This is a genomic window from Spiribacter halobius (genome assembly GCF_020883455.1).
In the GTDB taxonomy this organism is placed as follows: Bacteria; Pseudomonadota; Gammaproteobacteria; order Nitrococcales; family Nitrococcaceae; genus Sediminicurvatus; species Sediminicurvatus halobius.
Genome location: NZ_CP086615.1, coordinates 3,441,696 through 3,467,257, shown reverse-complemented (window position 1 = coordinate 3,467,257; position 25,562 = coordinate 3,441,696). Strand labels below are relative to the sequence as shown.

21 protein-coding genes are annotated in these 25,562 nt (G+C 71.0%); 12 read left to right on the top strand and 9 right to left on the bottom strand.

The features are described 5' to 3' along the window. The first annotated feature begins 27 nt into the window (after positions 1–27). From fcl to LMH63_RS16165, 8 genes are all read left to right on the top strand, one after another. Complete coding sequence (fcl, locus tag LMH63_RS16200; RefSeq protein ID WP_109678695.1) at positions 28–996, top strand: GDP-L-fucose synthase; 969 nt, start codon at positions 28–30, stop codon at positions 994–996. A gap of 48 nt (positions 997–1,044) precedes the next feature. Then, entirely contained in the window at positions 1,045–1,218 is a 174-nt protein-coding gene (locus tag LMH63_RS16195; RefSeq protein WP_158280371.1) for a hypothetical protein, read from the top strand. A 220-nt stretch (positions 1,219–1,438) separates the two neighbouring features. Next, positions 1,439–2,565, top strand: a protein-coding gene (locus tag LMH63_RS16190; protein ID WP_229332630.1) for an IS3 family transposase whose coding sequence is annotated in 2 segments (ribosomal slippage) — positions 1,439–1,694 and positions 1,694–2,565 — 1,128 coding nt in all. Because the reading frame shifts where the segments join, the coding sequence is not laid out codon by codon here. A gap of 103 nt (positions 2,566–2,668) precedes the next feature. Beyond that, the gene (locus LMH63_RS16185; RefSeq protein WP_229332629.1) at positions 2,669–2,860 is read left to right on the top strand and encodes a Uma2 family endonuclease; all 192 of its coding nucleotides are present in this window, start codon (positions 2,669–2,671) and stop codon (positions 2,858–2,860) included. A gap of 105 nt (positions 2,861–2,965) precedes the next feature. Then, on the top strand, positions 2,966–3,127 hold the full coding sequence (locus LMH63_RS16180) for a type II toxin-antitoxin system HicB family antitoxin (protein WP_109678693.1): 162 nt from the start codon (positions 2,966–2,968) through the stop codon (positions 3,125–3,127). 65 nt (positions 3,128–3,192) lie between these two features. Beyond that, positions 3,193–3,351 carry a DUF433 domain-containing protein gene (locus LMH63_RS16175; RefSeq protein WP_229332628.1) on the top strand — a complete coding sequence of 53 codons (159 nt, stop codon included), beginning with the start codon at positions 3,193–3,195 and terminating at the stop codon, positions 3,349–3,351. Positions 3,352–3,733: 382 nt separating this feature from the next. Next, positions 3,734–6,190 carry an O-antigen ligase family protein gene (locus LMH63_RS16170; RefSeq protein WP_109678690.1) on the top strand — a complete coding sequence of 819 codons (2,457 nt, stop codon included), beginning with the start codon at positions 3,734–3,736 and terminating at the stop codon, positions 6,188–6,190. Positions 6,191–6,499: 309 nt separating this feature from the next. Next, complete coding sequence (locus LMH63_RS16165) at positions 6,500–7,063, top strand: Uma2 family endonuclease (RefSeq protein WP_109678689.1); 564 nt, start codon at positions 6,500–6,502, stop codon at positions 7,061–7,063. A gap of 154 nt (positions 7,064–7,217) precedes the next feature. Here LMH63_RS16165 and LMH63_RS16160 read toward each other — a convergent pair whose 3' ends face one another. After that, positions 7,218–8,000, bottom strand: coding sequence for an ElyC/SanA/YdcF family protein (locus tag LMH63_RS16160; protein WP_158280370.1), 783 nt, complete (start codon positions 7,998–8,000; stop codon positions 7,218–7,220). A 160-nt stretch (positions 8,001–8,160) separates the two neighbouring features. Between LMH63_RS16160 and LMH63_RS16155 the strand changes: the two genes are divergently transcribed. Then, a complete protein-coding gene (locus LMH63_RS16155; RefSeq protein WP_229332627.1) occupies positions 8,161–11,400 on the top strand; it encodes a DEAD/DEAH box helicase in 3,240 nt (1,079 codons plus the stop codon). Between the two features lie 217 nt (positions 11,401–11,617). Here LMH63_RS16155 and LMH63_RS16150 read toward each other — a convergent pair whose 3' ends face one another. Further along, positions 11,618–13,669, bottom strand: a complete 2,052-nt coding sequence (locus LMH63_RS16150) for a thioredoxin domain-containing protein (protein ID WP_109678686.1) — start codon at positions 13,667–13,669, stop codon at positions 11,618–11,620. A gap of 81 nt (positions 13,670–13,750) precedes the next feature. Between LMH63_RS16150 and ampD the strand changes: the two genes are divergently transcribed. The 3 genes from ampD to LMH63_RS16135 all read left to right on the top strand — a co-directional run bounded on the left by ampD (position 13,751) and on the right by LMH63_RS16135 (position 15,810). Further along, on the top strand, positions 13,751–14,341 hold the full coding sequence (ampD, locus tag LMH63_RS16145; RefSeq protein ID WP_255414631.1) for a 1,6-anhydro-N-acetylmuramyl-L-alanine amidase AmpD: 591 nt from the start codon (positions 13,751–13,753) through the stop codon (positions 14,339–14,341). Then, complete coding sequence (ampE, locus tag LMH63_RS16140; RefSeq protein ID WP_109678685.1) at positions 14,338–15,198, top strand: regulatory signaling modulator protein AmpE; 861 nt, start codon at positions 14,338–14,340, stop codon at positions 15,196–15,198. The genes ampD and ampE overlap by 4 nt, the downstream gene beginning before the upstream one ends. Before the next feature lie 183 nt (positions 15,199–15,381). Beyond that, complete coding sequence (locus LMH63_RS16135) at positions 15,382–15,810, top strand: DUF3617 domain-containing protein (protein ID WP_158280369.1); 429 nt, start codon at positions 15,382–15,384, stop codon at positions 15,808–15,810. A gap of 141 nt (positions 15,811–15,951) precedes the next feature. On the opposite strand, the gene LMH63_RS16130 is transcribed toward LMH63_RS16135, so the two are convergent. From LMH63_RS16130 to LMH63_RS16100, 7 genes are all read right to left on the bottom strand, one after another. Continuing rightward, positions 15,952–16,914: an ATP-binding cassette domain-containing protein gene (locus LMH63_RS16130; RefSeq protein ID WP_109678683.1), complete on the bottom strand. Its 963-nt coding sequence runs from the start codon at positions 16,912–16,914 to the stop codon at positions 15,952–15,954. A 407-nt stretch (positions 16,915–17,321) separates the two neighbouring features. After that, the gene (locus LMH63_RS16125) at positions 17,322–18,083 is read right to left on the bottom strand and encodes an amino acid ABC transporter ATP-binding protein (RefSeq protein WP_439654545.1); all 762 of its coding nucleotides are present in this window, start codon (positions 18,081–18,083) and stop codon (positions 17,322–17,324) included. 18 nt (positions 18,084–18,101) lie between these two features. Next, complete coding sequence (locus LMH63_RS16120; RefSeq protein WP_109678682.1) at positions 18,102–18,776, bottom strand: amino acid ABC transporter permease; 675 nt, start codon at positions 18,774–18,776, stop codon at positions 18,102–18,104. Between the two features lie 68 nt (positions 18,777–18,844). After that, positions 18,845–19,609, bottom strand: a complete 765-nt coding sequence (locus LMH63_RS16115) for a transporter substrate-binding domain-containing protein (RefSeq protein WP_109678681.1) — start codon at positions 19,607–19,609, stop codon at positions 18,845–18,847. Between the two features lie 512 nt (positions 19,610–20,121). Further along, complete coding sequence (locus LMH63_RS16110; RefSeq protein WP_109678680.1) at positions 20,122–23,718, bottom strand: hydantoinase B/oxoprolinase family protein; 3,597 nt, start codon at positions 23,716–23,718, stop codon at positions 20,122–20,124. Then, positions 23,718–25,022, bottom strand: a complete 1,305-nt coding sequence (locus LMH63_RS16105) for a TRAP transporter large permease (protein WP_109678679.1) — start codon at positions 25,020–25,022, stop codon at positions 23,718–23,720. Before LMH63_RS16105 ends, LMH63_RS16110 begins: the two co-directional genes overlap by 1 nt. Beyond that, positions 25,019–25,543 (bottom strand): TRAP transporter small permease, encoded by a 525-nt coding sequence (locus LMH63_RS16100; protein WP_109678678.1) that lies wholly within the window; start codon positions 25,541–25,543, stop codon positions 25,019–25,021. The genes LMH63_RS16105 and LMH63_RS16100 overlap by 4 nt, the downstream gene beginning before the upstream one ends. Between the last annotated feature and the right edge of the window lie 19 nt (positions 25,544–25,562).

Genomic DNA, 25,562 nt, shown 5'->3' with positions numbered 1-25,562 from the left:
CAGAACAGGCGCATCGGTAACCGACACATGCATCAGAAGACAGTATTCGTTGCCGGCCACCGAGGAATGGTTGGCTCGGCCATCGTACGCCAACTCGAGGAGCGGGATGGTGTACAGTTGCTGCTACGCACTCGAGCGGACCTCGATCTGACCAGCCAGGCCGAGGTACGGGAATTCATGACCGAAACACGGCCCGATGAGGTCTACCTGGCGGCCGCAAAGGTCGGAGGCATACACGCCAATAACACGTTTCCCGCGGACTTCATCCATCAAAACCTCATGATCGAGGCGAACGTGATCCACGCGGCTTACGCCGCCGGTGTCCCTCGCCTGCTTTTCCTCGGCTCCTCCTGCATCTATCCCAAGCTCGCCGAGCAGCCGATGCGTGAGGAGGCGCTTCTCACGGGCCCGTTGGAGCCGACCAACGAGCCCTACGCGATTGCCAAGATCGCCGGCATCAAGCTTTGTGAGTCGTACAACCGTCAGTACGGTACGGATTACCGCAGCCTGATGCCCACGAACCTGTACGGGCCAAATGACAACTTTCATCCGCAGAATTCGCATGTCATTCCCGCTCTGCTGCGGCGGTTTCACGAGGCCAAGGTACGAGGTGAAGCAGAGGTATCGGTATGGGGAACCGGCGGCCCCCGGAGGGAATTCCTTCACGTGGATGATATGGCGGCGGCGTGCGTGCATGTCATGGAACTTCCGAAGGCAGTGTACGAGGAGCACACACAACCGATGCTCACGCACATCAACGTCGGAACAGGCACCGATTGCAGTATCAGCGAGCTGGCAGCGGTAATTGCCAGGACGGTCGGATTCGAGGGACGGATCTCCTTTGATACCTCGAAGCCCGATGGTGCGCCGCGGAAGCTGTTGGACGTTACTCGGCTGAATGCTCTGGGCTGGCAAGCCTCTATACCGCTGGAGGAAGGGCTCGCGGACACCTATCGTTGGCTCTTGCAGCACGGAGTTGCGGAAGAAGGCAACTGACTGTATTCCGGCTGCCCCCTGCAGAGCGCGCTGGGGGAGCCGGCGGACGTGGTGGTGATCAGCGCGGGGCATAGCCTCTACCGGCGGCCGGAGACGATGGATTTGCTGCTCGCGGGCGAGGGGCGGCTCGTCTACGACACCATCGGACTGTTCTCTGCGGAGCGGATCGTGGCGCTGCGGGAGCGGCACCAGGTGGAGGTGTTGGGGCGGGGGGATTTGTGAGCTCTGGGGCCGGACTGCCCCCTCTGCTGTAGGAGCGGTCTCCGACCGCGAAACCGTGCGAAGGGAGGTGCGGTTTTCGCTGGAGGCTGGTTTCGGGGCTGGTGTCGTTGTCCGAGCTTGTCGGTTCGGCGCTCCGCGCCGTTTCGCGGTCGTGACCTGCTCCCCGATATCCGGACCACCAGGAAGTTAGTACAGTCCGTCTAACCGCAAGGAGACGGCTGTGAAGAGCAAGCGATTCAGCGAGGAGCAGATCATCGCGGTGCTGCGCGAGGCGCAGGCGGGCGTGCCGGTCAAGGAGCTCTGCCGCAAGTACGGCTTCAGCGACGCGACCTTCTACAACTGGCGCTCGAAGTACGGCGGCATGGAGGTCTCGGAGGCCAAGCGGCTGAAGTCGCTCGAGTCGGAGAACGCGCGGCTGAAGAAGCTGCTCGCGGAGTCGATGCTCGACAATGAGGCGCTGAAGGCCGCGTTGTCGGGAAAATACTGACCCCACAGGCCAAGCGCGAGGCGGTGGCGGTGATGCGTGAGCGCACCGTCATCTCCGAGCGGCGGGCCTGCCGGCTTGTGGGGATCTCGCGTTCGGTGCTGCGTTATGAGTGCGCGGTTTGCCCTGAGGAGCAAACGCTCAGGGCGCGTATCACGGAGCTGGCGCAGGAGCGGCGGCGCTTCGGCTATCGTCGGATACACGCCTTGCTGCGCCGCGAGGGCACGGCGGTCAACACCAAGCGCGTCTACCGGCTGTATCAGGCCGAGGGTCTGGCGGTGCGCAGGCGCCGGCGGCGCAAAGGCGTGGCGCTTGAGCGCGAGCCACTGCAGCTACCTGGCGCACCGAATGAAGTCTGGTCCATGGACTTCGTCATGGATGCGCTCTCGGACGGACGGCGTCTGAAGATGCTCACCATCGTCGATGACTTCACCAAGGAGGCCGTCGACATCGTGGTCGATCGCAGCATCTGCGGAGCCTACGTCAGCCGAGCGCTGGAGCGAGCGGCAACCTTCCGCGGTTTACCCAAGGTGATCCGTACCGATCAGGGCCCGGAGTTCACCGGCAAGGCCCTCGATCAGTGGGCGTACGGGTGCGGTGTACAGCTCAAGCTCATCCAGCCCGGGAAGCCGACCCAGAATGCCTTCATCGAAAGCTTCAACGGTCGCTTTCGGGATGAGTGCCTGAACGAGCACTGGTTCACGAGCCTCGCTCACGCCCGCGCAGCGGTGGCGGCCTGGCGCCAGGACTACAACCAGCAACGACCCCACTCGGCGCTGGGCTACCAAGCTCCAGCAGAGTTCGCCGCCGCGTGGCGGCAAGTACCCTCCACCGGCACTGAGCCGCTGGAGATCGTGGACTGAAAGGGACTGAGCTAACTGCCAAGCGGTCCTAATTCCGGGGGCAGGTCAGCCGACTTGGATCTGCGAGATCCTCTCCCCGGCGACGGCGAGCAAGGGCCGCGAGGTGAAGATGCCCGTGTATGCGCGCTACGGGGTGCGGTATGCGTGGATCGTTAATTCGCGGGAGCGGACGCTGGAGGCGTACGAGCGGCGTGATGACGCCTGGGACGTCATGGCCGCGTATCAGGAAGGGGACGAGGTTTGTGCCGCGCTCTTTGAGGCGGCGGTGTTCCGGGTGGGGGACCTCTGGGAGTAGATTTCGGGGCGGTCGCCGCGGCTCGCGCCTCCCACGGGTGCAGCAGCCCGCGGGCGCGGTCCCCGATCCGCGTGTTGCCCGTGCAAGCTATGCAGGGACGGGTATATGAAGCTTCGTGTGGTTCTGGATAAAAGCGAAGAGGGCGGCTTTATGGCCTACGTGCCCTGCTTGCCGGGATGCATCAGCGAGGGAAACACGCGGGAGGAAGCCCTGAGGAATATCCAGGAAGCGATTGAGCTCCATCTGGAAGCGGTGGAGATGAACTGATTAGTGAGTTCCACAGGATTACCGTCAATCGCGACCAGTGCGGTGTTCGCGCCTGCGTTCGTGAATTGAGGATTCGAGTCACGGGCTTGCTGGAGCTTTTGGCGGCGGGTGCCGGTCGGGAAGAGATCCTGGCTGACTACCCGTTTCTGGAGCCGGAAGACATTACTGCCGCCTTGGAGTTCGCGGCGCGTCAGAGTGATCACCGCCTCGTCCATGTGGCGTGAGGCGGTTCGTTGTTTACGTGCAACTCCCGACAACGCTCGCTTTCGAATCGCGCAGCCTTCTAACGGGAGGTGATCCTCCCGTGCAAGACGGAGCTCGAGGGCTGGTACATCCGCCGCCGGTCGGTCGGGCTGTATCTGCTGCTCATTTTCCTCACGGCCTGGGTGGTAGTCTTCCCGCGGTCGGAGACCGCTCCCACGGGGAGGAGTCCTGGTCGGGGCCGCTCCACAGGTGGGATGTCGCACACGGCTTTGCCGTGCACGACCTACGAGTAGAACGCTTCAGGCGCTGCGGGAGGCGGCGTCGGATGGCCAGGGACGTGGCCGGGGTGGTGGCCTGTGGGGCTGCCGCGGTTGATGTTTCTGCCGGGATGACGGACCGTCCGTGAATCTTCCTCTGCTCGCGCCGCTTACCGCCTTCCTGCTCTCCGGGCTCGCGATCCTCGCGCTGCGGCGGCCTGCCAAGGCGCTGGGGCTTGTCGACCGGCCGGGCGGGCGCAAGCAGCACCATGGCACGGTGCCCGTGATCGGCGGCGTGGGGCTGCTGCTCGGCTTCGGCGTCGCGAGCCTGCTGCTGCCGGTGGCCCTTCGGCCCTATGCGGCGCTCTACGTGGGCCTGCTGCTGCTCACGGTCTGCGGCGTGGTCGACGACGCCTGCGAGCTGCGCAGCGGCAGCAAGCTGCTGGCGCAGTTCGTGGCCGCGGTGCTCATGGTGGGCTGGGGTGGGATGCAGCTGGCCGCGATCGGCATCATGCCCGGCAGCAGCGCGCCGATGGACCTGGGCGGCTGGGCCATCCCGCTGACGTTCCTGGCGGTGGTCGGCTTCGTCAATGCGCTCAACATGCTGGACGGGGCCGACGGCGTCGCCGGCGGTGTGGCGTTCGTCATGCTGGTGTGGCTCGGCATCGCCGGCGTGCTCGCCGGCGCGGAGGCGATGCCGGGGCTCGCGCTGACGCTCGCCGCGGCGGTGGCGGCCTTCCTCGTCCACAACATGCGCAACCCCTGGCGGCGCAAGGCGGGCGTTTTCCTGGGGGACGCCGGGAGCATGGCGCTTGGCTTCGCCATCGCCTGGTTCGCGGTGGAGGCCTCGCAGCTGCCCGGCGCCCGCGTCTCGCCGGCCGGCATTGCCTGGATCGTGGCGCTGCCGGTGGTGGATACGCTGAGTCTCATGGTCCGGCGCTTGGTCAAGGGGCGAAGCCCCTTCGCCGCGGATCGCGAGCATCTGCACCACGTCTTCCAGCGCGCCGGCTACTCGGTCGCGCAGACGAGCTACGCGTTGACCCTGGTCGCGGCGGCGTTCGGGGCGGTGGGGGTGTTGGGCTCCCTGGCGGGCGTGCCGGACGTGCTGCTGGCGCTGGGGCTCGTGGCCGTCGGCGTGGCCCATTACGTCTTCATCCGCCGGGCCTGGCGGACCATGCGCGCGCTGCGCCGCCTCCACGGCTGGGCCTCCCAGGCGCCAGGGGGGCGGCCGCGCTCGTTCGCGCCCGGGAGCGTCAGCCGCTGGCTGGTGCCCCCCGTGGTCGGCTGGCGGCGGCGGGTAGCCCTCGGCGGGGTCTACCTGCTGCTGTTCTCGCTGCCCCTGGGCCTCACGGGCGTGCGTATGGGGTTCGCGCTGGTGTTGCTGGCGACGCTCTCTGCCCTGCCGCCGCTCTGGCGCGATCTGCGCCGGCTCCCCGCCGCCTGGGTGGCCCTGGCCCTCGCGGCCCTCATCGTCCTCCGCGGCCTGCTGGGGCCGGGGCAGGGCGTGCCGTCCGCCTGGGACTTCCTCTGGGTGAGCGGCCCGCTCTCGCTGGTGGTGGGATGGTGGCTGGCCGGGGCGCGCTCCCACTGGCTCTGGTGCTTCCTCACGCTCATCGCCGGTGGCAGCGTCGCCTTCGCCCTGCAGGCGGACTGGCGGGCGCTGGAGTCGGGGCGTTTCGGCAACCCGTGGGACTGGGGGATGCCCTCGGTGACGGGGTTCGTGACCGCGGCGGTGATCGTCACGCTCCTCGGCGGGATCATCGCCGGACTGCGGCGGCTCGGGCGCGGCTGGCGGCCGCTGGTGGTGCTGGTGGGCTTCGGCGCCATGACGGTGCCGGTGGTCATCGTGCTGGTGGGCACGCAGTACACCACGGGCTGGCTCGGCGCGCTGGCCGGGGCGGTGGTGATCGCGCTCGCGGCCATCGTGTTCGGCGTGAGCCGCCGGCAGTGGATGGGCTTCGTGGGTGGGGCCGCCTTCCTGCTGGCGCTGGCCGTGGGCATGTGGACGGCGGTGATCGGCAATCCCGGGCCGTCCCGGGACGCCTTCGCCCAGCCGCTGCAGGCGGTGGCGCTGTACCTGGGGGGCGAGGCCGCGCTCGCCGAGCGTACGCACGCGCCCACCGCCCAGCGCCTCGACCTCTGGCGGGCGACGGTCACCCGGGTCGCGGAGCGGCCGCTGACGGGGTGGGGGCATGGCGGTCTGCCCGAGCAGGCCCGGCGCGCCGGGGACTATGGGAACCTGCAATCCGTCTACGGCGCCACGGCGCTCGCTTTCGGGCTGCCGGGGCTGCTGCTGTTCGCGGTGTTGTTCGTGCTGTTGCTGCGCGAGCTGCTGGCCGTCGCCCGGGAGCAGCTCTGGCCCATCGCCTGGGTGCTGGCGGCCCTGGGGGCCGGGGCGGCGATCCATGCCATGCTGGTGCTCTCCCTCCAGATCCACGAGCCCGCCAGCCGCACGGTGATCGTGATGGTGACCGCGGTCTACGCCGCCGCCATGTTCCAGCGCCGCTGGCTCGCCGAGCAGATGCCGGCGAGGGCCATGCGCCCGGCCGCGGCGCCGCGCCTGCGCGCGGTGGCCGGGCGGCGGACGGGGACGGATGGGTAGCCGTACCGGTTGAGCGCCTGCGGGAGCGCTCTCCGAGCGCGAAACCGCTCGGAGCGCGGTATGCGTCCCTTTTGGGGTCACGGCGTTTCGCGCCGTCTAGTGGTCGTAGACCGCTTCCACCCGAAGAACGAATTCGCGGCGAGGGCGCCGCTCCTACAGGTGTGATCTGACGCCGCGGGCGATACTGCCTGTAGGAGGCGCGCCCTCGCGCCGAATCCTCTGCAGGTGTCGGGAACCAGGGCTCCTGGCCGGCGCCCCTGGCTACGCTAGTATGGGACCAGGACCGACCCGGCCATCAGGGAGGAGGCCATGTCCGGAGCCACCGCCATGCGGGATCTCTACGCCGCCATCGCAGCGCTGCCTGAGGGGGTGACAGGGGAGATCATCGACGGGCAGCTGCATACACAGCCGCGGCCGGCGGGGCGGCACATCCTGGCCGGCTCCAATCTCGGCGCGGAGTTGCTGCCCGCCTACGGCAAGGGCCGTGGTGGCCCCGGGGGCTGGTGGATCCTGATCGAGCCGGAGGTCCACTTCGTGCGCAATGCCGAGGTGCTGGTCCCCGACCTCGCCGGCTGGCGCCGGGAGCGCATGCCGGAGTTGCCGGAGGATCAGCGCTTCGAGGTAGTGCCGGACTGGGTCTGCGAGATCCTCTCTCCGGCGACGGCGAGCCGGGACCGAGAGGTGAAGATGCCCGTGTATGCGCGCTACGGGGTGCGGTATGCGTGGATTGTTGATCCGCGGGAGCGGACGCTGGAGGCGTACGACCGGCGCGATGACGCCTTGGAGCTCGTGGCCGCGTATCAGGAAGCGGACGAGGTTTGTGCCGCACCCTTCGAGGCGGCGGTGTTCCGGGTGGGGGCGCTCTGGGAGTAGGTTGCGGGCAGGTCGCCGCTGCTCGCGCCTCCCACAGTGGGCCCCGGAGCCACCGCCGCCCGCCGTGGGAGGCGCGAGCCGCGGCGATCTCCGACAGATGGCGGGAAGCGGGACGGACACGCGGCCTACTGCTCAAAGACTCCCGGTCCTGAAGTTACGGGGGCGTCGGGCTCTGCCCCCACAGGCCCCGCACCCATGCCCACGACCGCCCCAGGTACTCGTGCCACGCCCGCTCGCTGGTTTCCAGGTCCCGGGCCTGGGGCGTGAAGTCGCGCGGGAAGTGGAAGCCCCGTCGCACGGCGCGGTGATCCGTCGGCGCCGGGATGGGCTCGATCCCCTGGGCCCGGAAAGCCGCCACCGCCCGTGGCATGTGGGCGGCGGAGGTGACCAGCACCGGGCGCCCGGGCAGTTCCAGGGCCGCGTAGGCCATGGCTTCCGCCTCCGTGTTGCGGGGGCGAGGAAGCGCATGGATCGTCTCCGCCGGCAAGCCCAACGCCTGCAGCAACCCCGCGGCGAGCTCGGCCTCCGGCCGCTCCGCGCCCCAGCCGGAGACGACGAAGCGGGCCTCCGGGCGCTCGCGCCAGAGCCTTACCCCCTCCGTCAGCCGCCGTACCGCCGTCGCGGAGAGCCGGCTCGTCACCGGCAGCTCCGGTGCCCAGACCGAGCCCGCGCCGAGCACGATCACCGCGGGCACCGCCTCCGGCAGCTCTTCCGGCGCCAGGGCCGGATATGCCGACTCCAGCGGCCCGATCACACGGTCTGCCACCGGCCACCAGGAGAGCAGCGCGAGAGCGAGCGTCCCGGCGGCCGTGATGGCGAGTCCGCAGCGACGCCACCGCGTGAGCGCCGCCAGACCCAGCCCCAGCACCAGGCCGAGCAGAATCAGCGGCAGCGGCATCAGCACCGCGCCGAGGATCTTGGTGAGAAAAAAGGTCATGCAGTTGCCGCCGGCCGCAGTTCCATGGAGCGCCTCGGCACGATAACCGACTCTTGGGGGCAGGGGCATGAACTTCCGTGGCTGGGCCCCGCTCCCTTCCTTCGCCGGTTCGCGGTACCCTGAAAAGTTTGATTGGCGACCGCAACCGCAGGGGAGTCGGGTGTCCGACGCATTGCAGCGCTGGCTGAACGATTACGGCGAGCACGTCATCTGGGCGGATTTCGACCCGCAGTATCTCGAGCGCGGGCTGCGCTATGCCGAGGAGGACCGGGTGCTGGACATCGACCCGGCGGGGGACGGCTTCTTCGCCCGGGTCCACGGCTCCGGGCGTAATGTCTACCGGGTGCACGTGCGCATCAATCCGCCGCCCTCGCGCCGGCCGGTGACCATCGACTGCAGCTGCCCCCTGGGCGGCGACTGCAAGCACGGCATCGCCGCGCTCATCCGCTTTCTGGAGGCGCCCCGCGAAGGCACGCACAACGGCGTCTCGCCGGCGACGCGGTTGTGGCTGCAGGATATCGGCGCAACGCTGGAGGCGCAGGATGAGGCGCGCAGGCCGGCGGAGACCCTGCTCTACGTGCTCGACGTGCGGCCCGGGGCGGCGCTGGAGGTCTCCGTCTGGAAGGGGCGCCGGCGCAAGGACGGCTCCCTCGGACGGCTGTCCCCCTATGCCGGAGACGGGGCCACCGGCGCCCGCTTCCTCACCCCGGGGGACCGGCGGGTGCTGCCGCTGCTGCCGAATGGCAAAGGGCCGGTAGACCCGGTACAGGTGCCGGTGGTGCTGCGCGAGCTTGCCGAGCTCGGCCGCGCGCACTGGGGCAGCGCCGGAGGCACTGTGCTCAGTCCCGGCCCGACCCGCCGTGGTGCCCTGCGCTGGCAGGTCCTGGAGGATGGCTCCCAGCGCCTGGTAGCGGACGCGGCGGGCGAAGACGACGAGCCCCTCGTCGCGCTGCGCGGGGAGCCGCCCTGGTATGTGGCGACGGCCAGCGGCGAAGCCGGGCCGCTGGAGCTGGGTCTGCCGGCGCGGACGGCCTCGACCCTGCTGGCGGCGCCGCCGGTGGCGGCGGCGGAGGTGGCCGATGTCGCCGGTGCGCTGCGGCGTCTCGGTGACGTCGTGCCGCTCCCGGAGCCCCCGCCGCGTCGGGAGATAAAGGATGTCACCCCGGTGCCCTGCCTGGTGCTGGAGCAGGATCGGCTGGTCAGCGACGAGTACTGGGGCGATGGCTTCGACGAGCCGGAGCCGGTGGCGCGGCTCGCCTTCGACTATGATGGCGTGACCCTGCCCCCCGGCGGCCAGCAGGAACGCGCCCGCCAGGTGAGCGAGGGCGCCCTGGTAGAGGTGCTGCGGGACCGGGCGGCCGAGCAGGCGGCCGCCGAGCGCCTGCGCGGCTTCGGCCTTACGGAGCCGCCCTCGGTGGAGGCGGGGCGCTACGTCCCCGGCCGCGGTACGGACTGGCTCGAGGTCATCACCCGGGCCGTGCCGGAGCTCGAGGCCGCGGGCTGGCGGGTGGAGACCACTGCCGCCTTCCCCTGGCGGCTGGTGGAGCCGGATGACTGGTACGCCGACCTGGACGCGGAGTCCGGCAACGCCTGGTTCGAGCTGGAGCTGGGCGTTGAGGTGGAGGGGGAGCGGCACTCGCTGCTGCCGCTGCTGATGCAGCTCATTCGCCGCCAGCCCCAGGCCATGTCCCAGCGCCATCTGGACGCCGTCGACCCCGAGGCGAGCCTGCTGCTGGACCTCGGCGACGGCCGCCTGCTGCCGGTGCCGGCGGCCCGCTTCGTGCCCATCCTCCGCACCCTGAGCGAGCTCTACGACCCGCAGGCCGACGCCGAGGACGGCCGCCTGCGCCTGCCGGCGCTGCGGGCGGGGGCGCTGGAGGCCTTGGAGGCCGGCGCGCCTCTGCGCTGGGAGGGCGACGAGGCCCTGCGCGAGCTCGGCCAGCGCATCGCCGCCCTGGGGCGGATTGAGCCGGCGGAGGCCCCTGCCGGCTTGCAGGGGGCGCTCCGCGGCTACCAGCGTGAGGGCCTCGGCTGGCTGCAGGCCCTCGCCGCGCAGGGGCTCGGCGGCGTGCTCGCCGACGACATGGGCCTTGGCAAGACCATCCAGGTGCTGGCGCATCTGCTCCGCGAGAAGGAGGCCGGCCGGGCCGCCGACCCGAGCCTGGTGGTGGCCCCCACCAGCCTGCTGTTCAACTGGGAGCGCGAGGCCGAGCGCTTCGCCCCCGGGCTGCGGGTGCTGCGCCTGCACGGCAGCGACCGCCATCGCCGGCGCGAGCCCCTCGGCGCCTATGACCTGGTGCTCACCACCTATGCCCTGGCCCACCGGGACGTCGAGGCCCTCGCCGCCCAGCCCTGGCATCTCTGCGTGCTGGACGAGGCCCAGGCGGTGAAGAACCCCCGCGCCAAGGCCGCCCGTGCGGTGCGCCAGCTACGCGCCCGGCAGCGCCTGTGCCTCACCGGCACGCCGCTCGAGAACCACCTCGGCGAGCTCTGGACCCAGTTCGACTTCGTCCTGCCCGGTCTGCTGGGGGACCAGGACAGCTTCAACCGCGTCTTCCGCCGCCCCGTGGAGCGGGACGGCGACAGCGGCCGCCAGCGCGGCCTGCGGCAGCGCATCAGCCCCTTCCTGCTGCGGCGGACCAAGCAGGCCATCGCCCGCGAGCTGCCGCCCAAGACCGAGATGCAGCGCCACGCCGAGCTCACCGGCGCCCAGCGGGACCTTTACGAGACCGTGCGGGTGGCGATGGACCAGCGCGTGCGCCAGGAGATCGCCCGCCGCGGGCTCGGCCAGAGCCAGGTGGTGGTGCTGGACGCGCTGCTGAAGCTGCGCCAGGTGTGCTGCGACCCGCGCCTGCTGAAGATGGACGCCGCCCGCGGCGTCGAGCGCTCGGCCAAGCTCGAGCTGCTGATGGATCTGCTCCCGGAGCTCATCGAGGAGGGGCGCCGGGTGCTGCTGTTCTCCCAGTTCACCTCCATGCTCGCCCTCATCGAGCAGGCGCTGGCCGGCACCGGCATCGACTACGCCATGCTCACCGGCCAGACGCGGGACCGCGAGGCGCAGGTGGCGCGCTTCCAGTCCGGCGCGGTGCCGCTGTTCCTGGTAAGCCTCAAGGCCGGTGGCACCGGGCTCAACCTCACTGCCGCCGATACCGTGATCCACTACGACCCCTGGTGGAACCCGGCGGTCATGCGCCAGGCCACCGACCGCGCCCACCGCATCGGCCAGGCGCAGCCCGTGTTCGTCTACCACCTGCTGACGCGGAACACCGTGGAGGAGAAGATCATGGCCCTGCAGCAGCGCAAGGCCGAGCTGGGCGATGCGCTGCTGGGTGGCGAGCAGGGCAGCACGGCGGCGCTGGAGATGGCGGACGTGGAGCAGCTGTTCGCGCCGTTGCGGTAGGCCGGGTGCGAGTACGCCGCAGCCGGCGCGGGATCGGTCTCCGGCCGCAATAGCGTGCGCAGAGCCGTAGGTCGTGCGCGGCGCAGCCAGGTGCGACGTTTCCGCACGGGGTTCGGGATGTCGCACACCGCCTTCGGCGGTGCACGACCTGCCGGCTGGCGCCCGGAGATTCGCGGCGGGGGCGCCGCTCCTACAGGCCGCGCCAGCTTCGTTTCTCCTACACCCGGTCGGCCAGCCGGTCCGCCAGCTCCGTGGGCGAGGCGGCGGGCGGCAGGCAGTGCGTCCCGCGGCAGACCCAGGCGCCGTGGCCGCTGGCGGGTACCGGTCCGATTGCTGCCCCGGCCCCCGGCGCGAACACCATCCGCTGCGGCTGGTAGCCGGCGTCGGCGATCTCCCGCCAGGGCGCCGGATCACCGTCCGGGCGCAGCACCACAAGCTCCGGCGGTTCCAGCTGCTCCTCCAGGGCGTCCATCAGGGCGCAGTGCCCCGCCGGCTGCTCGCCCATGGCCACGGCGCCGGCGCGCACGGTGCGCTCTGCGGCCTCGAGGTAACGCGGCTCTGCGAGCAGGTGCCCGAGGCGCCCCAGCGCCTGGGCCGCCACCGCGTTGCCCGCGGGCAGGGCGTCGTCGGCGAAGGGGCGCGGGCGCTGGATGAGCGCCTCGTGGTCATCGGCGGTGAAGCGGAAGCCGCCGTGGTCGGCATCCTCGAAGCGCGCCAGCAGCAGCTCCGCCAGCTCGCGGGCCCAGGCGAGGCGGGCGTCGGACCAGCGCGTCTGCTGCAGCTCCAGCAGTGCCGCGAGCAGGAAGGCATGATCGTCCAGGTAGGCGGGCAGGGTCGCCGTGCCGCCACGCCAGCTCGCCAGCAGCCGGCCGTCGCGCCAGAGGTTCTCCCGCAGGAAGCCCTCGGCGGCCTCGGCCGCATCCACCAGCGCCGGCCGCTCCAGGAAGCGCCCCGCCCGGGCCAGGCCGCGGATCATGAGGGCGTTCCAGGCGGTGAGCGCCTTGTCGTCCCGGGCCGGGCGGGGCCGGGCGTCGCGGGCAGCGAGCAGGGCCTGGCGGGCTTCCGCCCAGCTCGCCACCAGCTCCTCCCGCGGGCGCTGCAGGCGCTTGGCGAGCTCGGAGAAGCTCATGTGCACGTGCAGATGCCAGCGGCCCTCGAAGTTGGGGCGCTCGTCGAGCCCGAAGCGCAGGATCACCAGCTCCGCCTGCTCCCGCGGCAGCACCTCGCGCACCTGGTCCGGCGTCCACAGGTAGAAGGCGCCCTCGCCGCCCTCGCTGTCCGCATCCAGCGCCGTGGCGAAGCCGCCCTCCGGCAGCGTCATCTCCCGGCGCACCCACTCGGCCGTCTCCTCGGCGATGCGGCGGTAGAAGCCGTCGCCGGTGGCGCGCCAGGCGTCGGTGACGGTGGCGAGCAGCAGGGCGTTGTCCGAAAGCATCTTCTCGAAGTGGGGGATCATCCAGTAGGCGTCGGTGGAATAGCGGGCGAAGCCGCCGCCGACCTGGTCGTAGAGCCCGCCGAGCGCCATGCGGCGCAGGCTGTGGCAGGCCATGTGCAGCGCCTCCCGGTCTGGCTGGCCATGACGCACGCTGCGGGCGTAGTGGCGCAGCAGCCGCCGCAACAGGGCGGGCTGCGGGAACTTGGGCGCCTCGCCGAAGCCGCCGAAGGCGCTGTCGAAGGTCTCCGCCAGGTGGTCCCGGGCCGCCTGCAGCAGCTCGGGGCCAGGCAGGGCCGTGCCCGGGGGCGGGCCTTCGAGCTGGCGCAGTGCGTCCTTCAGGCGGGCGTTCTGGTCCTCGATCTGTGCGCGCTGTTCCTGCCAGGCGCCGTGCACCCGCGCCAGCACCTCGGTGAAGGCGGGCATGCCCTGCAGCGGCCGCCGGGGGAAATAGGTGCCGCTGAAGAAGGGCAGCTGGTCGGGCGTCAGGAACACCGTCAGCGGCCAGCCGCCGGGGCGGCCGGCCAGGAGCTGGTGGGCGAGCTGGTAGATGCGGTCCAGATCCGGGCGCTCCTCCCGGTCCACCTTGATGTTCACGAAGTAGCGGTTCATGACCGCCGCGGTCTCCGGGTCCTCGAAGGACTCGTGGGCCATGACGTGGCACCAGTGGCAGGCCGAGTAGCCGATGGAGAGCAGGATCGGGCGACCGCTCTCGCGGGCGGCCTCGAGGGCCGGCTCGTCCCAGGGCTGCCAGTGCACGGGGTTGTCCGCGTGCTGTCGCAGGTAGGGGCTGGTGGCGTCGGCGAGGCGGTTGCGCTCGAGGACGGGCTCGGCCATGGGCGGCCTCCGGCGGACGCTGGCGGCAAAGGCGAATGGTATCATTGCGCGCCGGCGCAGCAGGCGAGCGGGAGCTGCAGGGTGCAGGTCACAGAGGATGACGCCATGCTCGAGGGCGCACGGTTCGTGCCCTCGCCGAATCGCGACGCGCGCCCGCCTGGCTGCGCGCCGGAGCTCGTGGTGCTGCATGGCATCAGCCTGCCGCCGGGGGTGTTCGGCGGGCCCGAGGTGGAGCAGCTGTTCACCAACCGGCTGGACCCGGCCGCGCATCCCTATTTCGCGGCCATCGCCGGGCTGCGGGTTTCGGCGCATCTGTTCATCCGCCGGGATGGCGCCCTGGTGCAGTTCGTGCCCTTCGCCGAGCGTGCCTGGCATGCAGGAGATTCCGCCTTCCGCGGCCGCGCCCGCTGCAATGATTTCTCCATCGGTATCGAGCTGGAGGGCGACGACGAGCGCCCCTACGCCGAGGCCCAGTACGCCGCGCTGGAGGCCGTGCTGCCGGCGCTGATGCGGGCCTACCCCGCGATCACCCGGGAGCACGTGGTGGGCCACTGCCACGTCGCGCCCCATCGCAAGACCGACCCCGGTCCTGGTTTCGACTGGGCGCGCCTGCAGCGCACGCTTGGCGTGCCCCGGCCGCAGACCCAGGCGCTGCCGGAGGCGGGCGCATGAACCTGCTGGCGCTGCTGGCCGCCCTCTGGCTGAACGGCCGCCTGCCCCCGGGCGGCTGGCGCAGCGCCCGGGGCTTCTACCGCTACGGCCGCTGGCTGCGGGCGCGCCTGCAGCCGCTCGGGCTGTGGAACCACGGCGGCGGGCTCGCGCTGCTGCTGATGGGCCCCCTGCTGGCCGTCCTCGTCGTGCAGTGGCTGGTCTACGATCTGCTGTTCGGCCTCGGCGGGCTGGCCCTCGGGGTGCTGGCGCTGTGTTTCGCCTTTGGCGGCGGCGAGCCGCTGGAGACGGAGCTGCGGCGCTTTCTCGCCGCCCTGCGGGCAGGGGACACGGCCGGTGCCCGCGCCGCCCTGGCCGGGTTACAGGGTGGCCAGCCGGCGCCCGCGGATGACGAGGCCCTGCCCGAGGCAGCGGTGGTCGCCCTGGCTCTGCGCGCCCGCACGCGGGTATTCGCGCCGGTGTTCTGGTTCCTGCTGCTGGGGCTGATAGGCGCCTTCGGCTACCGCCTGCTGGTGCTCTCCCGCGCCTTCGGGGACTGCCACGACAACGCCGGCCCCGGCTACTGCGCCGCGGCGGGCCAGGCCGTCGCCTTCGCGGACTGGCTGCCCAATCGCCTGCTCGCCCTGGCGCTGGCGCTGGCCGGTGACTTCGCCGCCGTCCGCCGGGCCTGGAGCGGCGCCGTCGCCGAGGACGACCGGCGCCTCGGCGCCGCCGCCCTCGGCGCCCTCGGCATCCCGCCCACCGGCGGCGAGCGGGACCTCACCGCCGCCGCGGTGCAGGATGCCGGCCGCCTGATGCGCAGGGCGCTGTACGTCTGGCTCGCAGGCGTGGCGGTGGGCGTCCTCGCCGGTTTTCTGTAGGTCGGGAAGCGCCGGCAGGCGCTAACCGACACGCCGTCAGGCGAATCGGTGGTCGGCCGCTCTGCGCCCGTCTGTCGGCGAGCGCTGGCGCGCTTGCCGACCTACACCTGGCTGTCGCACGCGACATCGGCGCCGTTCCGTTCCATGCTGTGGGCCACCGCCACAATCCGTGAGGAGGCAGAGATGCTGCGAACCACCATGATCTTCGGCCTGATCGGCGCCCTGGCGGCGGGTGTGGCCGGCGCCCAGAGCCCCGACCTGGAACCGGGCGAGTGGCGGATGGAGAACCGCATGAGCTTCGGCGGCGGTATGCCGGACCAGTCCTCCGAGAGCACGCAGTGCGTGACCCGCGAGCAGATCGACAGCGGCCTCCAGGCCATGCTGGAGGACCCGCAGGGCAACTGCGAGGTGACCAACCTGGAGCAGAGCGCCTCGTCCATGCGCTACACCATGAGCTGCGACACCGGCGGCGGTGGCGAGATGACCATGGACGGCGAGATGGAGTTCATGGGCGACCGCATGCGCGGCAGCTACTCGGGGGCGATGAGCGCCGGCGGGCAGGAGATGCAGATCCGCATGGAGATCACCGGCGAGCGCGTCGGAGACTGCTGAAGGCCTCGCAGGCTCGCGGGCAGTTATCCGATGGGTGCCGGCATCTGTAGGTCGGGAAGCGCCCCAGGGCGCTACCCGACGCTTTCCCAGGTGAATCTGCCCGGATGGCGCGGGCGATCGGCAGCGCGCCCGCCGGGGGCGTCAGTCCCTTAACTCCCGCCCGGTGAGCTTCAGGAACACGTCCTCCAGGCTCGCCGGCCGGTAGAGGTACCGCGGGCCGATCTCGGCCTCCACCCTTCGCAGCAGCGGCTCCCGCTCGGGGCCGTAGACCAGCACCGTCTCGCCCACGTTCTCCACCCGCAGGTCCGTGGTGTCCCGCTCGCGACCGCTCCAGGTCAGGGCCAGATCGCCGCGCAGCTCCACCACGTGGGGCTCGATGTGGGTCTCGATGAGCCGCGTCGGGCTGTCGCAGGCGACGATGCGGCCGCCGTCGATGATCGCGGCGCGGTCGCAGAGGCGCTCGGCCTCCTCCATGTAGTGGGTGGTGAGCAGCAGCGTGCGGCCCTCCCGGCGCAGGTGGTGCAGGCGCTCCCAGATGTGCTGGCGGGCCTGGGGGTCGAGCCCCGTGGTGGGCTCGTCCAGCACCAGCAGCTCCGGGTCGTTGACCAGCGCCCGGGCGAGGGTGAGCCGGCGCTTCATGCCGCCGGAGAGGGCCTGGATCGGTGAGTGCGCGCGCTCCCGCAGCTCCGCGAAGCCGAGCAGCGTGTCCATCCGCGCCTCGATGTGTGCCCGGGGCAGACCGAAATAGGTGCCGTAGGTGATCAGGTTCTCGCGGACGGTGAAGTCGGGGTCGAGGTTGTCGAACTGCGGCACGATCCCGGCGCGCTGGCGCATCTCCCGGGCCCGCAGCGGGATGGGCTCGCCCAGCACCCGGATCTCTCCGTCGCTCGGCGGGGTCAGCCCGAGCAGCATCCGCAGCGTAGTGGTCTTGCCGGCCCCGTTCGGCCCGAGCAGCGCAAAGCACTCCCCCCGCCGCACCTCGAGGTCGATGGCGTCAACGACGCTGACACCGTTGTAGCGGCGGGTAAGCCCAGCGGCCCAGGCCGCCGCCGCGGTGCCGGTTGCTTGATCGTTAGTCGCGTGCTCAGTGGTTGCTGCGTCCATGCCGTTTAGGGCTGCAGTTTCGAGTGCAAAGTTTCCCCTGACCGGCAACGACCTTCAGCTATTTCACCGCCAGGAACCCGCGGCGTAGGGACGCCGTAGCAGCCGTGCCGGGCGCGAGGCGGGGCAGGAGCGCCCGGGACACGCCGTGAACCCATCCCTGGGGGCTCGTAGGCGAGGTCCCTCTCGCCTACGGTCCCGGGCGCTCCTGCTCCGCCTCGCTCGGCCGCCGTGGGTACCCACCGCCGCGGCGATACGGGCTCACGGCGCAGGCGAAACTCGTTGCCACTCAGGATCCGAGATGGCTGTTCCGCCAGCTTGGGAGAGCCCTGATTACCAGTCGGGAGCCTGACTGCAGGAGACTTTGAACTTGCAACTTTGAACCTTGAACTCCCGCATCCTCCACCACATCAGTGGTGGAGGATGCGGGACAGGAAATCCTTCGTCCGGTCGTGCTCCGGCTGGTCGAAGATCCGCTCCGGCGGGCCTTCCTCGACGATGCGGCCGTGGTCGATGTAGATCACCCGGTCCGCCACCTCGCGGGCGAACCCCATCTCGTGGGTGACCACGATCATGGTCATGCCTTCCTTCGCCAGCTCGCGCATGACGTCCAGCACCTCGCCGATCATCTCCGGGTCCAGCGCCGAGGTGGGCTCGTCGAAGAGCATCAGCCGCGGGTCCATGGCGAGCGCACGGGCGATGGCCACGCGCTGCTGCTGGCCACCGGAGAGCTGGGTCGGGTACTTCTCCGCCTGATCGGCGATCTCCACGCGCTCGAGCAGTTGCCGGCCCTTGCGGTCCGCCTCGGCCTCGGAGAGGCCCTTCACCTTGGTCGGGGCGAGGGTGAGGTTCTCGATCACGGTGCGGTGGGGGAAGAGATTGAACTGCTGGAAGACCATGCCCACCTGGCGCCGGATGCGGGTGAGGGCCTGGCCGTTGCGCTCGTTCGGCTTCAGCTCGTTGCCGTCCACCTCGATCCGCCCCCTCTGGAAGGGCTCCAGGCCGTTGAGGCAGCGGATGAGGGTGGACTTGCCGGAGCCGCTCGCCCCGATCACCACCACCACCTCGCCGGTCCGCACTGCCATGTTCACGTTCTGCAGGACGTGGAGGTCGCCGAAGTACTTGTTGACGTCCTCCATGTGGACGATGGTCTCGCCGTTGCTCTTGCTCACGCGGCTCCCCCGGGCGTGTCAGTTCAGGCTGCCGAAGCCGCGGCGCTCGTAGAGCCGCAGCAGCATGGCGAGGCTGAAGGTGATGGCGAGATACAGCAGCGCCACCATGAAGTAGGTTTCCAGCGCCGAGAAGGTATCGGCGATGTAGATCTGGCCCTGGCGCACCAGCTCGCCGACGCCGATCACCGAGAACAGCGAGGTGTCCTTGAGGCTGATGATGGCCTGGTTGCCCAGCGGCGGAATCATCCGTCGCAGGGCCTGGGGCCAGATCACGTAGTAGAAGGTCTGGCCGCGTGAGAGCCCGAGGGACTGCCCCGCCTCGCGCTGCCCGCGGTCGATGGACTGCACGCCGCCGCGGACGATCTCGGAGATGTAGGCACCCGCGTTCAGGGCGATAGCGGCGACGCTCGCCGTGATCTTGTCGATCGGCCCGCCCAGGATCTGCGGCATGCCGTAGAAGATGAACAGCACCTGCACCAGCACCGGCGTGCCCCGGAAGATCTCGATGTAGGCGATGGCCGGCGCGCGCAGCGCCTTCACCGGGCCGATGCTGAGCAGCCCGAAGAAGATCCCGATAAAGAAACCGATAAAGAGCCCGCCGCCGGCGATGGCCACCGTCCAGGGCAGGCCCGTCAGCAGATAGGGCAGGGCGTCGATGGTGGCCGCCCAGTCGAACTGGAATTCGAGATCCACTTAGTGGCTCCTCGATAAGCAAGGGGCGCCCGCGCCTCCGCGCGGGCGCCCCGGGCCGTGGGGCAGGCTCAGTTGCTGTCCGGCGCCTCGCCGAACCACTTCTCGTAGATCTCGTCGTAGGTGCCGTCTTCCTTCATCGAGGCCAGCGCCTCGTTGACGGGCTCCACCCAGTCGCTGCCCTCGACCAGCGCCAGACCGTACTGCTGGCCCTCGTAGAGCGGGCCGACCGTCTTCACCCGGCCATCGCCCCGGGTCTGGGCGAAGTAGCCCACGTTCGGGGCGTCGTACAGGACGGCATCCACGGCTCCGCCCAGCAGCGCCTGGTACATGTCGGCGCTGCCCGGATAGGGCTCGATGGTGACGTCCTCGGCCTCCAGCCGGTTGCGCAGGAAGTCGTGGCTGGTGCTGCCGGTCTTGGTGCCGACGCTGTGACCGGCCAGGTCCTCCACGGTCTGGATGTCGTCGTTGTTGGCCATCACCAGCAGGCGCAGGCCGGAGTCGTAGTAGGGGTCGGAGAAGTCCACCACCTCTTCACGCTCTTCGGTGATGGTGATGCCGGCGATGGCGATGTCCTTGTTGCGCGTCTGCAGGGCGGGAATGATGCCCTGGAAGTCCATGGTCTCGAGCTCGTACTCGAAGCCGGCGCGCTCGGCCACCTCGGCGAGGATGTCCATGTCGAAGCCGACCATCTCGCCGGTTTCCCGGTCACGCATCTCGAAGGGGACGAAGCTCGGATCGGTGACCGCCTGCAGGGTCTCCTGGGCCTGCAGGGAGCCGGCGGTGAGCGCCGCCGCCAGCGCGGCGGAGACGACGGTAACGTGCTTGCGTAGCATGGCTGTTCTCCTTGGTCTGTGCCATTGGCGCCCCGGGTTCGGGGCATGAACCTTTTCTTTGACCCTAGCGCGTTTCGTGGTGCTGCTCAAAGCCTGTTTCGCGGCGGGGCGGGAAAACCCTGCGTAAGCCTGGTCCGCGGCGGTGTGCACCCGACGCCGACGGGCAGGCCTCGTGTGCCGCCCGATGGGACCCTCTGCGACGGGGATGTCGCAGTGGAGCCTCCAGGGATGGATCCACGGCGTGCCCCGTCGGGAGGCACACGGTGTCTGCCCCGGCACCGGGGTAGATGCGCCGGGGCGTCGCGGATCAGCCTCGTTGGATCGTGGGCGGGCGTTGTCGCCGAGAACGGCGCCCTCGCCGCGAATTCCGAAGGCAACGCGCCATCCGTTGATCGTGGTGGGTCGTGCGCGGCCCCGCGGCGTGTGACGTCTCACGGGCCTATGCGAGAGGGAACGTCGCATACGGCTGCGCCGCGCACGACCTGCGGTGATGTCGGCGGAGCAGGGTGGCTTCAGGGCTCTCCGTAGCCGCCGCCCCCGGGCGTCTCGATCACGAACACATCGCCGGGCTCCACCTCTCGGCGGTCGGTGCCGGAGAGGGGCTCGTGGCGGCCGTCGGCGCGCTCGATCCATTGCCGGCCGGGGGTGCCGTCGGCGCCGCCGGCGAGGCCGGGTGGGGCGATCCGGCGGCGGTTGGAGAGGATCGCCGCGGTCATCGGCTCGCGGAAGCGCAGGCGGCGCACCGCGCCGTCGCCACCGTGCCAGCGGCCCGCGCCGCCGGAGCCGCGGCGGATGGCGAAGCCCTCCAGCAGCACGGGAAAGCGCCACTCCAGCACCTCGGGGTCGGTGAGCCGGCTGTTGGTCATGTGTGACTGCACCGCGCTCGCGCCGTGGAAGCCCGGGCCGGCGCCGGTGCCGCCGCAGAGGGTCTCGTAATGCTGGTAGCGGGCGTTGCCGAAGGTGAAGTTGTTCATGGTGCCCTGGGAGGCCGCCATGGCGTCCATGGCGGCGTAGAGGGCATCGGTGACCACCTGGCTCACCTCCACATTGCCCGCCACCACCGCGGCGGGGGGATGGGGGTTGAGCAGCGAGCCCTCGGGGATCACCAGCTGCACGGGCTTCAGGCAGCCGTCGTTGAGGGGGATGCGGTCGGCCACCAGCGTGCGCAGGACGTACAGCACCGCGGCCCGGGTCACCGCCACCGGGGCGTTGAAGTTGCCCGCCTGCTCTGCGCTGGTGCCGGTGAAGTCCACCGTCGCCGTGCGGGCGTCGCGGTCGACTCGCACCGCCACACGGATCTCCGCGCCGTTGTCGAGCTGCATGCCCGCCTCGCCGTCGGCGAGGGCGTCCAGCACCCGGCGCACCTGCTCCTCGGCGTTGTCCTGCACGTGGCCCATGTAGGCGTGCACCACCTCGAGGCCGAACTGGCCGATCATCCGGCGCAGCTCGGCGATGCCCTTCTCATTGGCGGCGATCTGCGCCCGCAGGTCGCTCAGGTTCTGCTCGATGTCCCGGGCCGGCCGGTCGCCGGCGGCGAACAGCTCGCGCACGGCGGCCTCCCGCAGCTCGCCGTCGGCCACCAGGTGGAAGTTGTCGATCAGCACCCCCTCCTCGTCGATGCGGCGGCTGTCCGGGGGCATGGAGCCCGGCGTGGTGCCGCCGACATCGGCATGGTGGGCGCGGCTCGCGATGTAGAAGACGATGCGCTCGCCGGCGTCGTCGAAGACCGGCGTCACCACGGTGATGTCCGGCAGGTGGGTGCCGCCGTGGTAGGGGTCGTTGAGCATGAAGACGTCCCCCGGGCGCATGCTGTCGGCGCGGCGGCGGACGATGGCGCGCACGCTCTCGCCCATGGAGCCGAGGTGCACCGGCACGTGGGGGGCGTTGGCGACGAGGTTCGCGTCCGGGTCGAACACCGCGCAGGAGAAGTCGAGCCGCTCCTTGATGTTCGCGGAGTAGGCCGTCTTCTGCAGGGTGACGCCCATCTGCTCGGCGACGGACATGAACAGGTTGTTGAACACCTCGAGCATGACCGGATCCACCCGGGTGCCCACCGCCTCGCGCTGCGGGCGCGCCGCTGTCCGGCGCAGCATGAGGTGCCCGCGCGGGGTGATCTCGCCGCGCCAGCCGGGCTCCAGCACCAGGGTGGCCACCGGGTCGCGCAGGATGGCGGGGCCGTCCACGGCGTGGCCGGGTGCCAGCGCCTCGCGCTCGTAGACCGGGGTGGCCCGGTAGTCGCCGTCGAACCAGGCCTGCACCCGGGCCAGGGGGGCGGGGAGCGGCGCATTGCTCGGAGCCTGCTCGGGCTCCTCGGCCGCCGCCTCGCCCTCGCCGATCACCTCCACCGTGGCGGCGCCGGCCACCAGCGGCTTGCCCGGCATGAGGAAGCCGAACTGGCGCCGGTGGGCACGCTCGAAGGCCTCCCGCATGCCGCCGGCGTCGGCGAGATCGATCTCCAGCGGCGTGTCCGTGCCCTCGTACTTGAGGTGCAGGCGGCGCTGCAGGCGCATGCGCTCCGGCGGGCAGCCCTGGGCCCTCAGCTCCGCGCGGGCCTCCTCGGCCAGCGTCTCCAGGTCCGGCGCGAGCCGCTCCAGCAGCCCGTCATCCAGGCGCTCGTCCACCGGCAGCTCGCGCACCGCGGTGAGGTCGGCGAGTCCCATGCCGTAGGCGGAGAGCACGCCGCCCAGCGGGTGGATCAGCACCTGGCTCATGCCGAGGGCGTCCGCCACCCGGCAGGCGTGCTGGCCGGCGGCGCCGCCGAAGCAGTTGAGGGTATAGGTGGTGACGTCGTGCCCGCGCTGGACGGATATCTCCTTGATGGCATTGGCCATGTTGGCGACGGCGATCTGCAGGAAGCCCTCGGCCACCGCCTCCGGCGGCCGGTCGTCGCCGGTGGCGGCGCGGATCTCCGCGGCGAGCTCGGCGAAGCCGCGCTCCACGGCGGCGACGTCCAGCGGCTCGTCGGCGCCGGGTCCGAATACCCGCGGGAAGAAGTCCGGCTGCAGGCGCCCGAGCATGACATTGCAGTCGGTCACGGTGAGCGGGCCGCCGCGGCGGTAACAGGCCGGGCCGGGGTCGGCGCCGGCGGAGTCCGGGCCGACCCGGTAGCGGCTGCCATCGAAGTGGCAGATGGAGCCGCCGCCGGCGGCGACGGTGTGGATCTGCAGCATGGGCACGCGCATGCGCACCCCGGCGATCACCGTCTCGAAGCTGCGCTCGAGCTCGCCGGCAAAGTGGGAGACGTCGGTGGAGGTGCCGCCCATGTCGAAGCCGATGATGCGCTCGCAGCCCGCCATCTGCCCGGTGCGGGCGCAGGCGACGATGCCCCCGGCGGGCCCCGAGAGGATGGCATCCTTGCCCTCGAAGAAGCGCTGCTCGGCGAGCCCGCCGTCGGACTTCATGAACAGCAGCCGGGTGTCGCCGAGGGCCGCCGCCACCTGCTCGGCATAGCGGCGCAGGATGGGCGAGAGGTAGGCATCCACCACCGTGGTGTCGCCCCGGCCCACCAGCCGCATCAGCGGGCTCACCCGATGGGAGATGGAGACCTGGCCAAAGCCGATGCGCTCGGCGATGGCGGCGGCTCGCTGCTCGTGCTCCGGGTAGCGGTAGCCATGCACCAGGCAGATGGCGCAGGCGGTGCAGCCCGCCGCACGGGCGGCCTCCAGGTCCTGCACCAGCGCCGTCTCGTCCAGCGGCGTCAGCACCTCGCCCTCGGCGGTGACCCGCTCGTCGGCCTCGATCACCTCGCGGTAGAGCAGCTCGGGGAGCTCGATGTGGCGGGCGAAGATGTCCGGGCGGGACTGGTAGCCGATGCGCAGGGCGTCGCCGAAGCCCCGCGTGATCACCAGCGCCGTGGGCTCGCCCTTGCGCTCCAGCAGGGCATTGGTGGCGACGGTGGTGCCCATCTTCACGTGCTCGAGCGCCTCGGCGGGGATCGGATCCTCCGGAGCCAGCCCCAGCACCTCGCGGATTCCCTGCAGGGCGGCGTCGCGGTAGCGCTCCGGGTTCTCCGAGAGCACCTTGCGGGTGACGAGCTCCCCCTCGGGGCTGCGGCCGATGACGTCGGTGAACGTGCCGCCGCGGTCGATCCAGAACTGCCAGCCGCCCATCAGCGCCCTCCCATCCGGTCCGGAAGCCAGGTGGCGAGCTCCGGGAACACCACCAGGATCACCACGGCGAGCAGCAGCACCAGGAAGAACGGCAGTGACGCCCAGGCGATCTGGAAGATGTTACGGCCGGCGAGCCCCTGGAGCACGAACAGGTTGAACCCCACCGGCGGTGTGATCTGCGCCATCTCCACGATCACCACCAGGAAGATGCCGAACCAGAGCAGGTCGATGCCGGCGGCCTGGACCATGGGCAGCACCACCGAGGTGGTGAGCACCACCACCGAGATGCCGTCCAGAAAGCAGCCCATGACGATGAAGAACACCGCGAGCGCGGCCAGCAGGGCCAGCGGCGAGAGGTCGAGGGCGGCGATCCACTCGGCGAGCAGCCGTGGCACCCCGGTGTAGCCCATGGCCGTGGTCAGGAAGGCCGCGCCGGCGAGGATGAACACGATCATGCACGAGGTGCGGGTTGCGCCCATCAGCCCGTCGCGGAAGCTCGCCCAGGTGAGCGACCGGGTGCCCGCAGACAGCAGCAGCGCGCCGGCGACGCCGAGGGCCGCGGCTTCCGTAGGGGTCGCCACCCCCACGTAGATCGAGCCGATCACCCCCACCACCAGCGCCAGCACCGGGATCAGCCGGCGCGCGTGCCACAGCCGCTCGCCCAGCGGCAGCCGGGGCTCCGCCGGTGGCATCCGCCCCGGGTGCAGCAGCGCCCATAGCGCCACGTAGCCCATGAACAGGCCCACCAGCATCAGCCCCGGCAGTATCCCGGCGATGAACAGCCGGGCGATGGAGAGCTCGGCGCTGATGCCGTAGACGATGAGGATGATCGAGGGCGGGATGAGCAGCCCGAGCGTGCCGGAGCCGGCGAGGGTGCCGATGATCATGCGGTCCGGATAGCCGCGCTCCCGCAGCTGGGGGATGGACATGCGGCCGATGGTGGCCGCGGTGGCCGCCGAGGAGCCGGAGACCGCGGCGAACACCCCGCAGCCGAGCACGTTGACGTGCAGCAGCCGCCCCGGCAGCCGCCCGAGCCAGGGCGCGAGCCCGGCGTACATGTCCTCCGAGAGCCGCGAGCGGAACAGGATCTCGCCCATCCACACGAACAGCGGCAGCGGCGCCAGCGACCAGCTCGCGATCGCGCCCCAGAGCGACGTCCCGAGGGCGAGCCCGGTGGGCGAGGTGGTGAAGGCCTCCATGGCGAACAGCCCCACCGCGAACAGCGCCACCGCCACCCAGATGCCGCTGGCGAGCAGGGCGATGAGCACCGCGGCCAGGATGAGGCCCATGGCCACCGCGCTCATCGGTTCCAACCCGGCAGGTCAGCCGCGGACTCGGCCTCGACGTAGGCGGGGGGCTGGCCGCGCAGCGCGGCCTGGAGATTGTCCAGCAGCGCGACGGCGCACATGCCGAGCCCCAGCGGTAGCGCGCACTGCGGGATCCAGAGCGGGATCGCGAGCTCGCCGGGCGAGCGGTCGTCGAACTCGAAGGAGCCGATCACCAGATCCAGCGCCCACCAGGTCGCATAGCCGACCACGGCCAGCGCCAGCAGCAGGCACCAGACCTCCACCCAGCGCCGCAGCGCCGGCGGCAGCACCTGCAGCGCCAGGTTCACGCGGATGTGGGTGCCGGCCTGCAGGGTCGGCGCCAGGCCGAGGAAGGCGGAGCCCGCCACCAGGTAGCCGGCGATCTCGTTCGCCTCCGGCACCCGGAAGCCGAGCCCGCGCCCGGCGATCTGCGCCAGCACCACCAGGGCGATCCCGGCCATGCAGAGCGCCGCCAGCACGCCGGCGAGGCGATAGAGTCCGTCGAGCACGATGCGCATGCGCCGGCTCCCGGCCGCC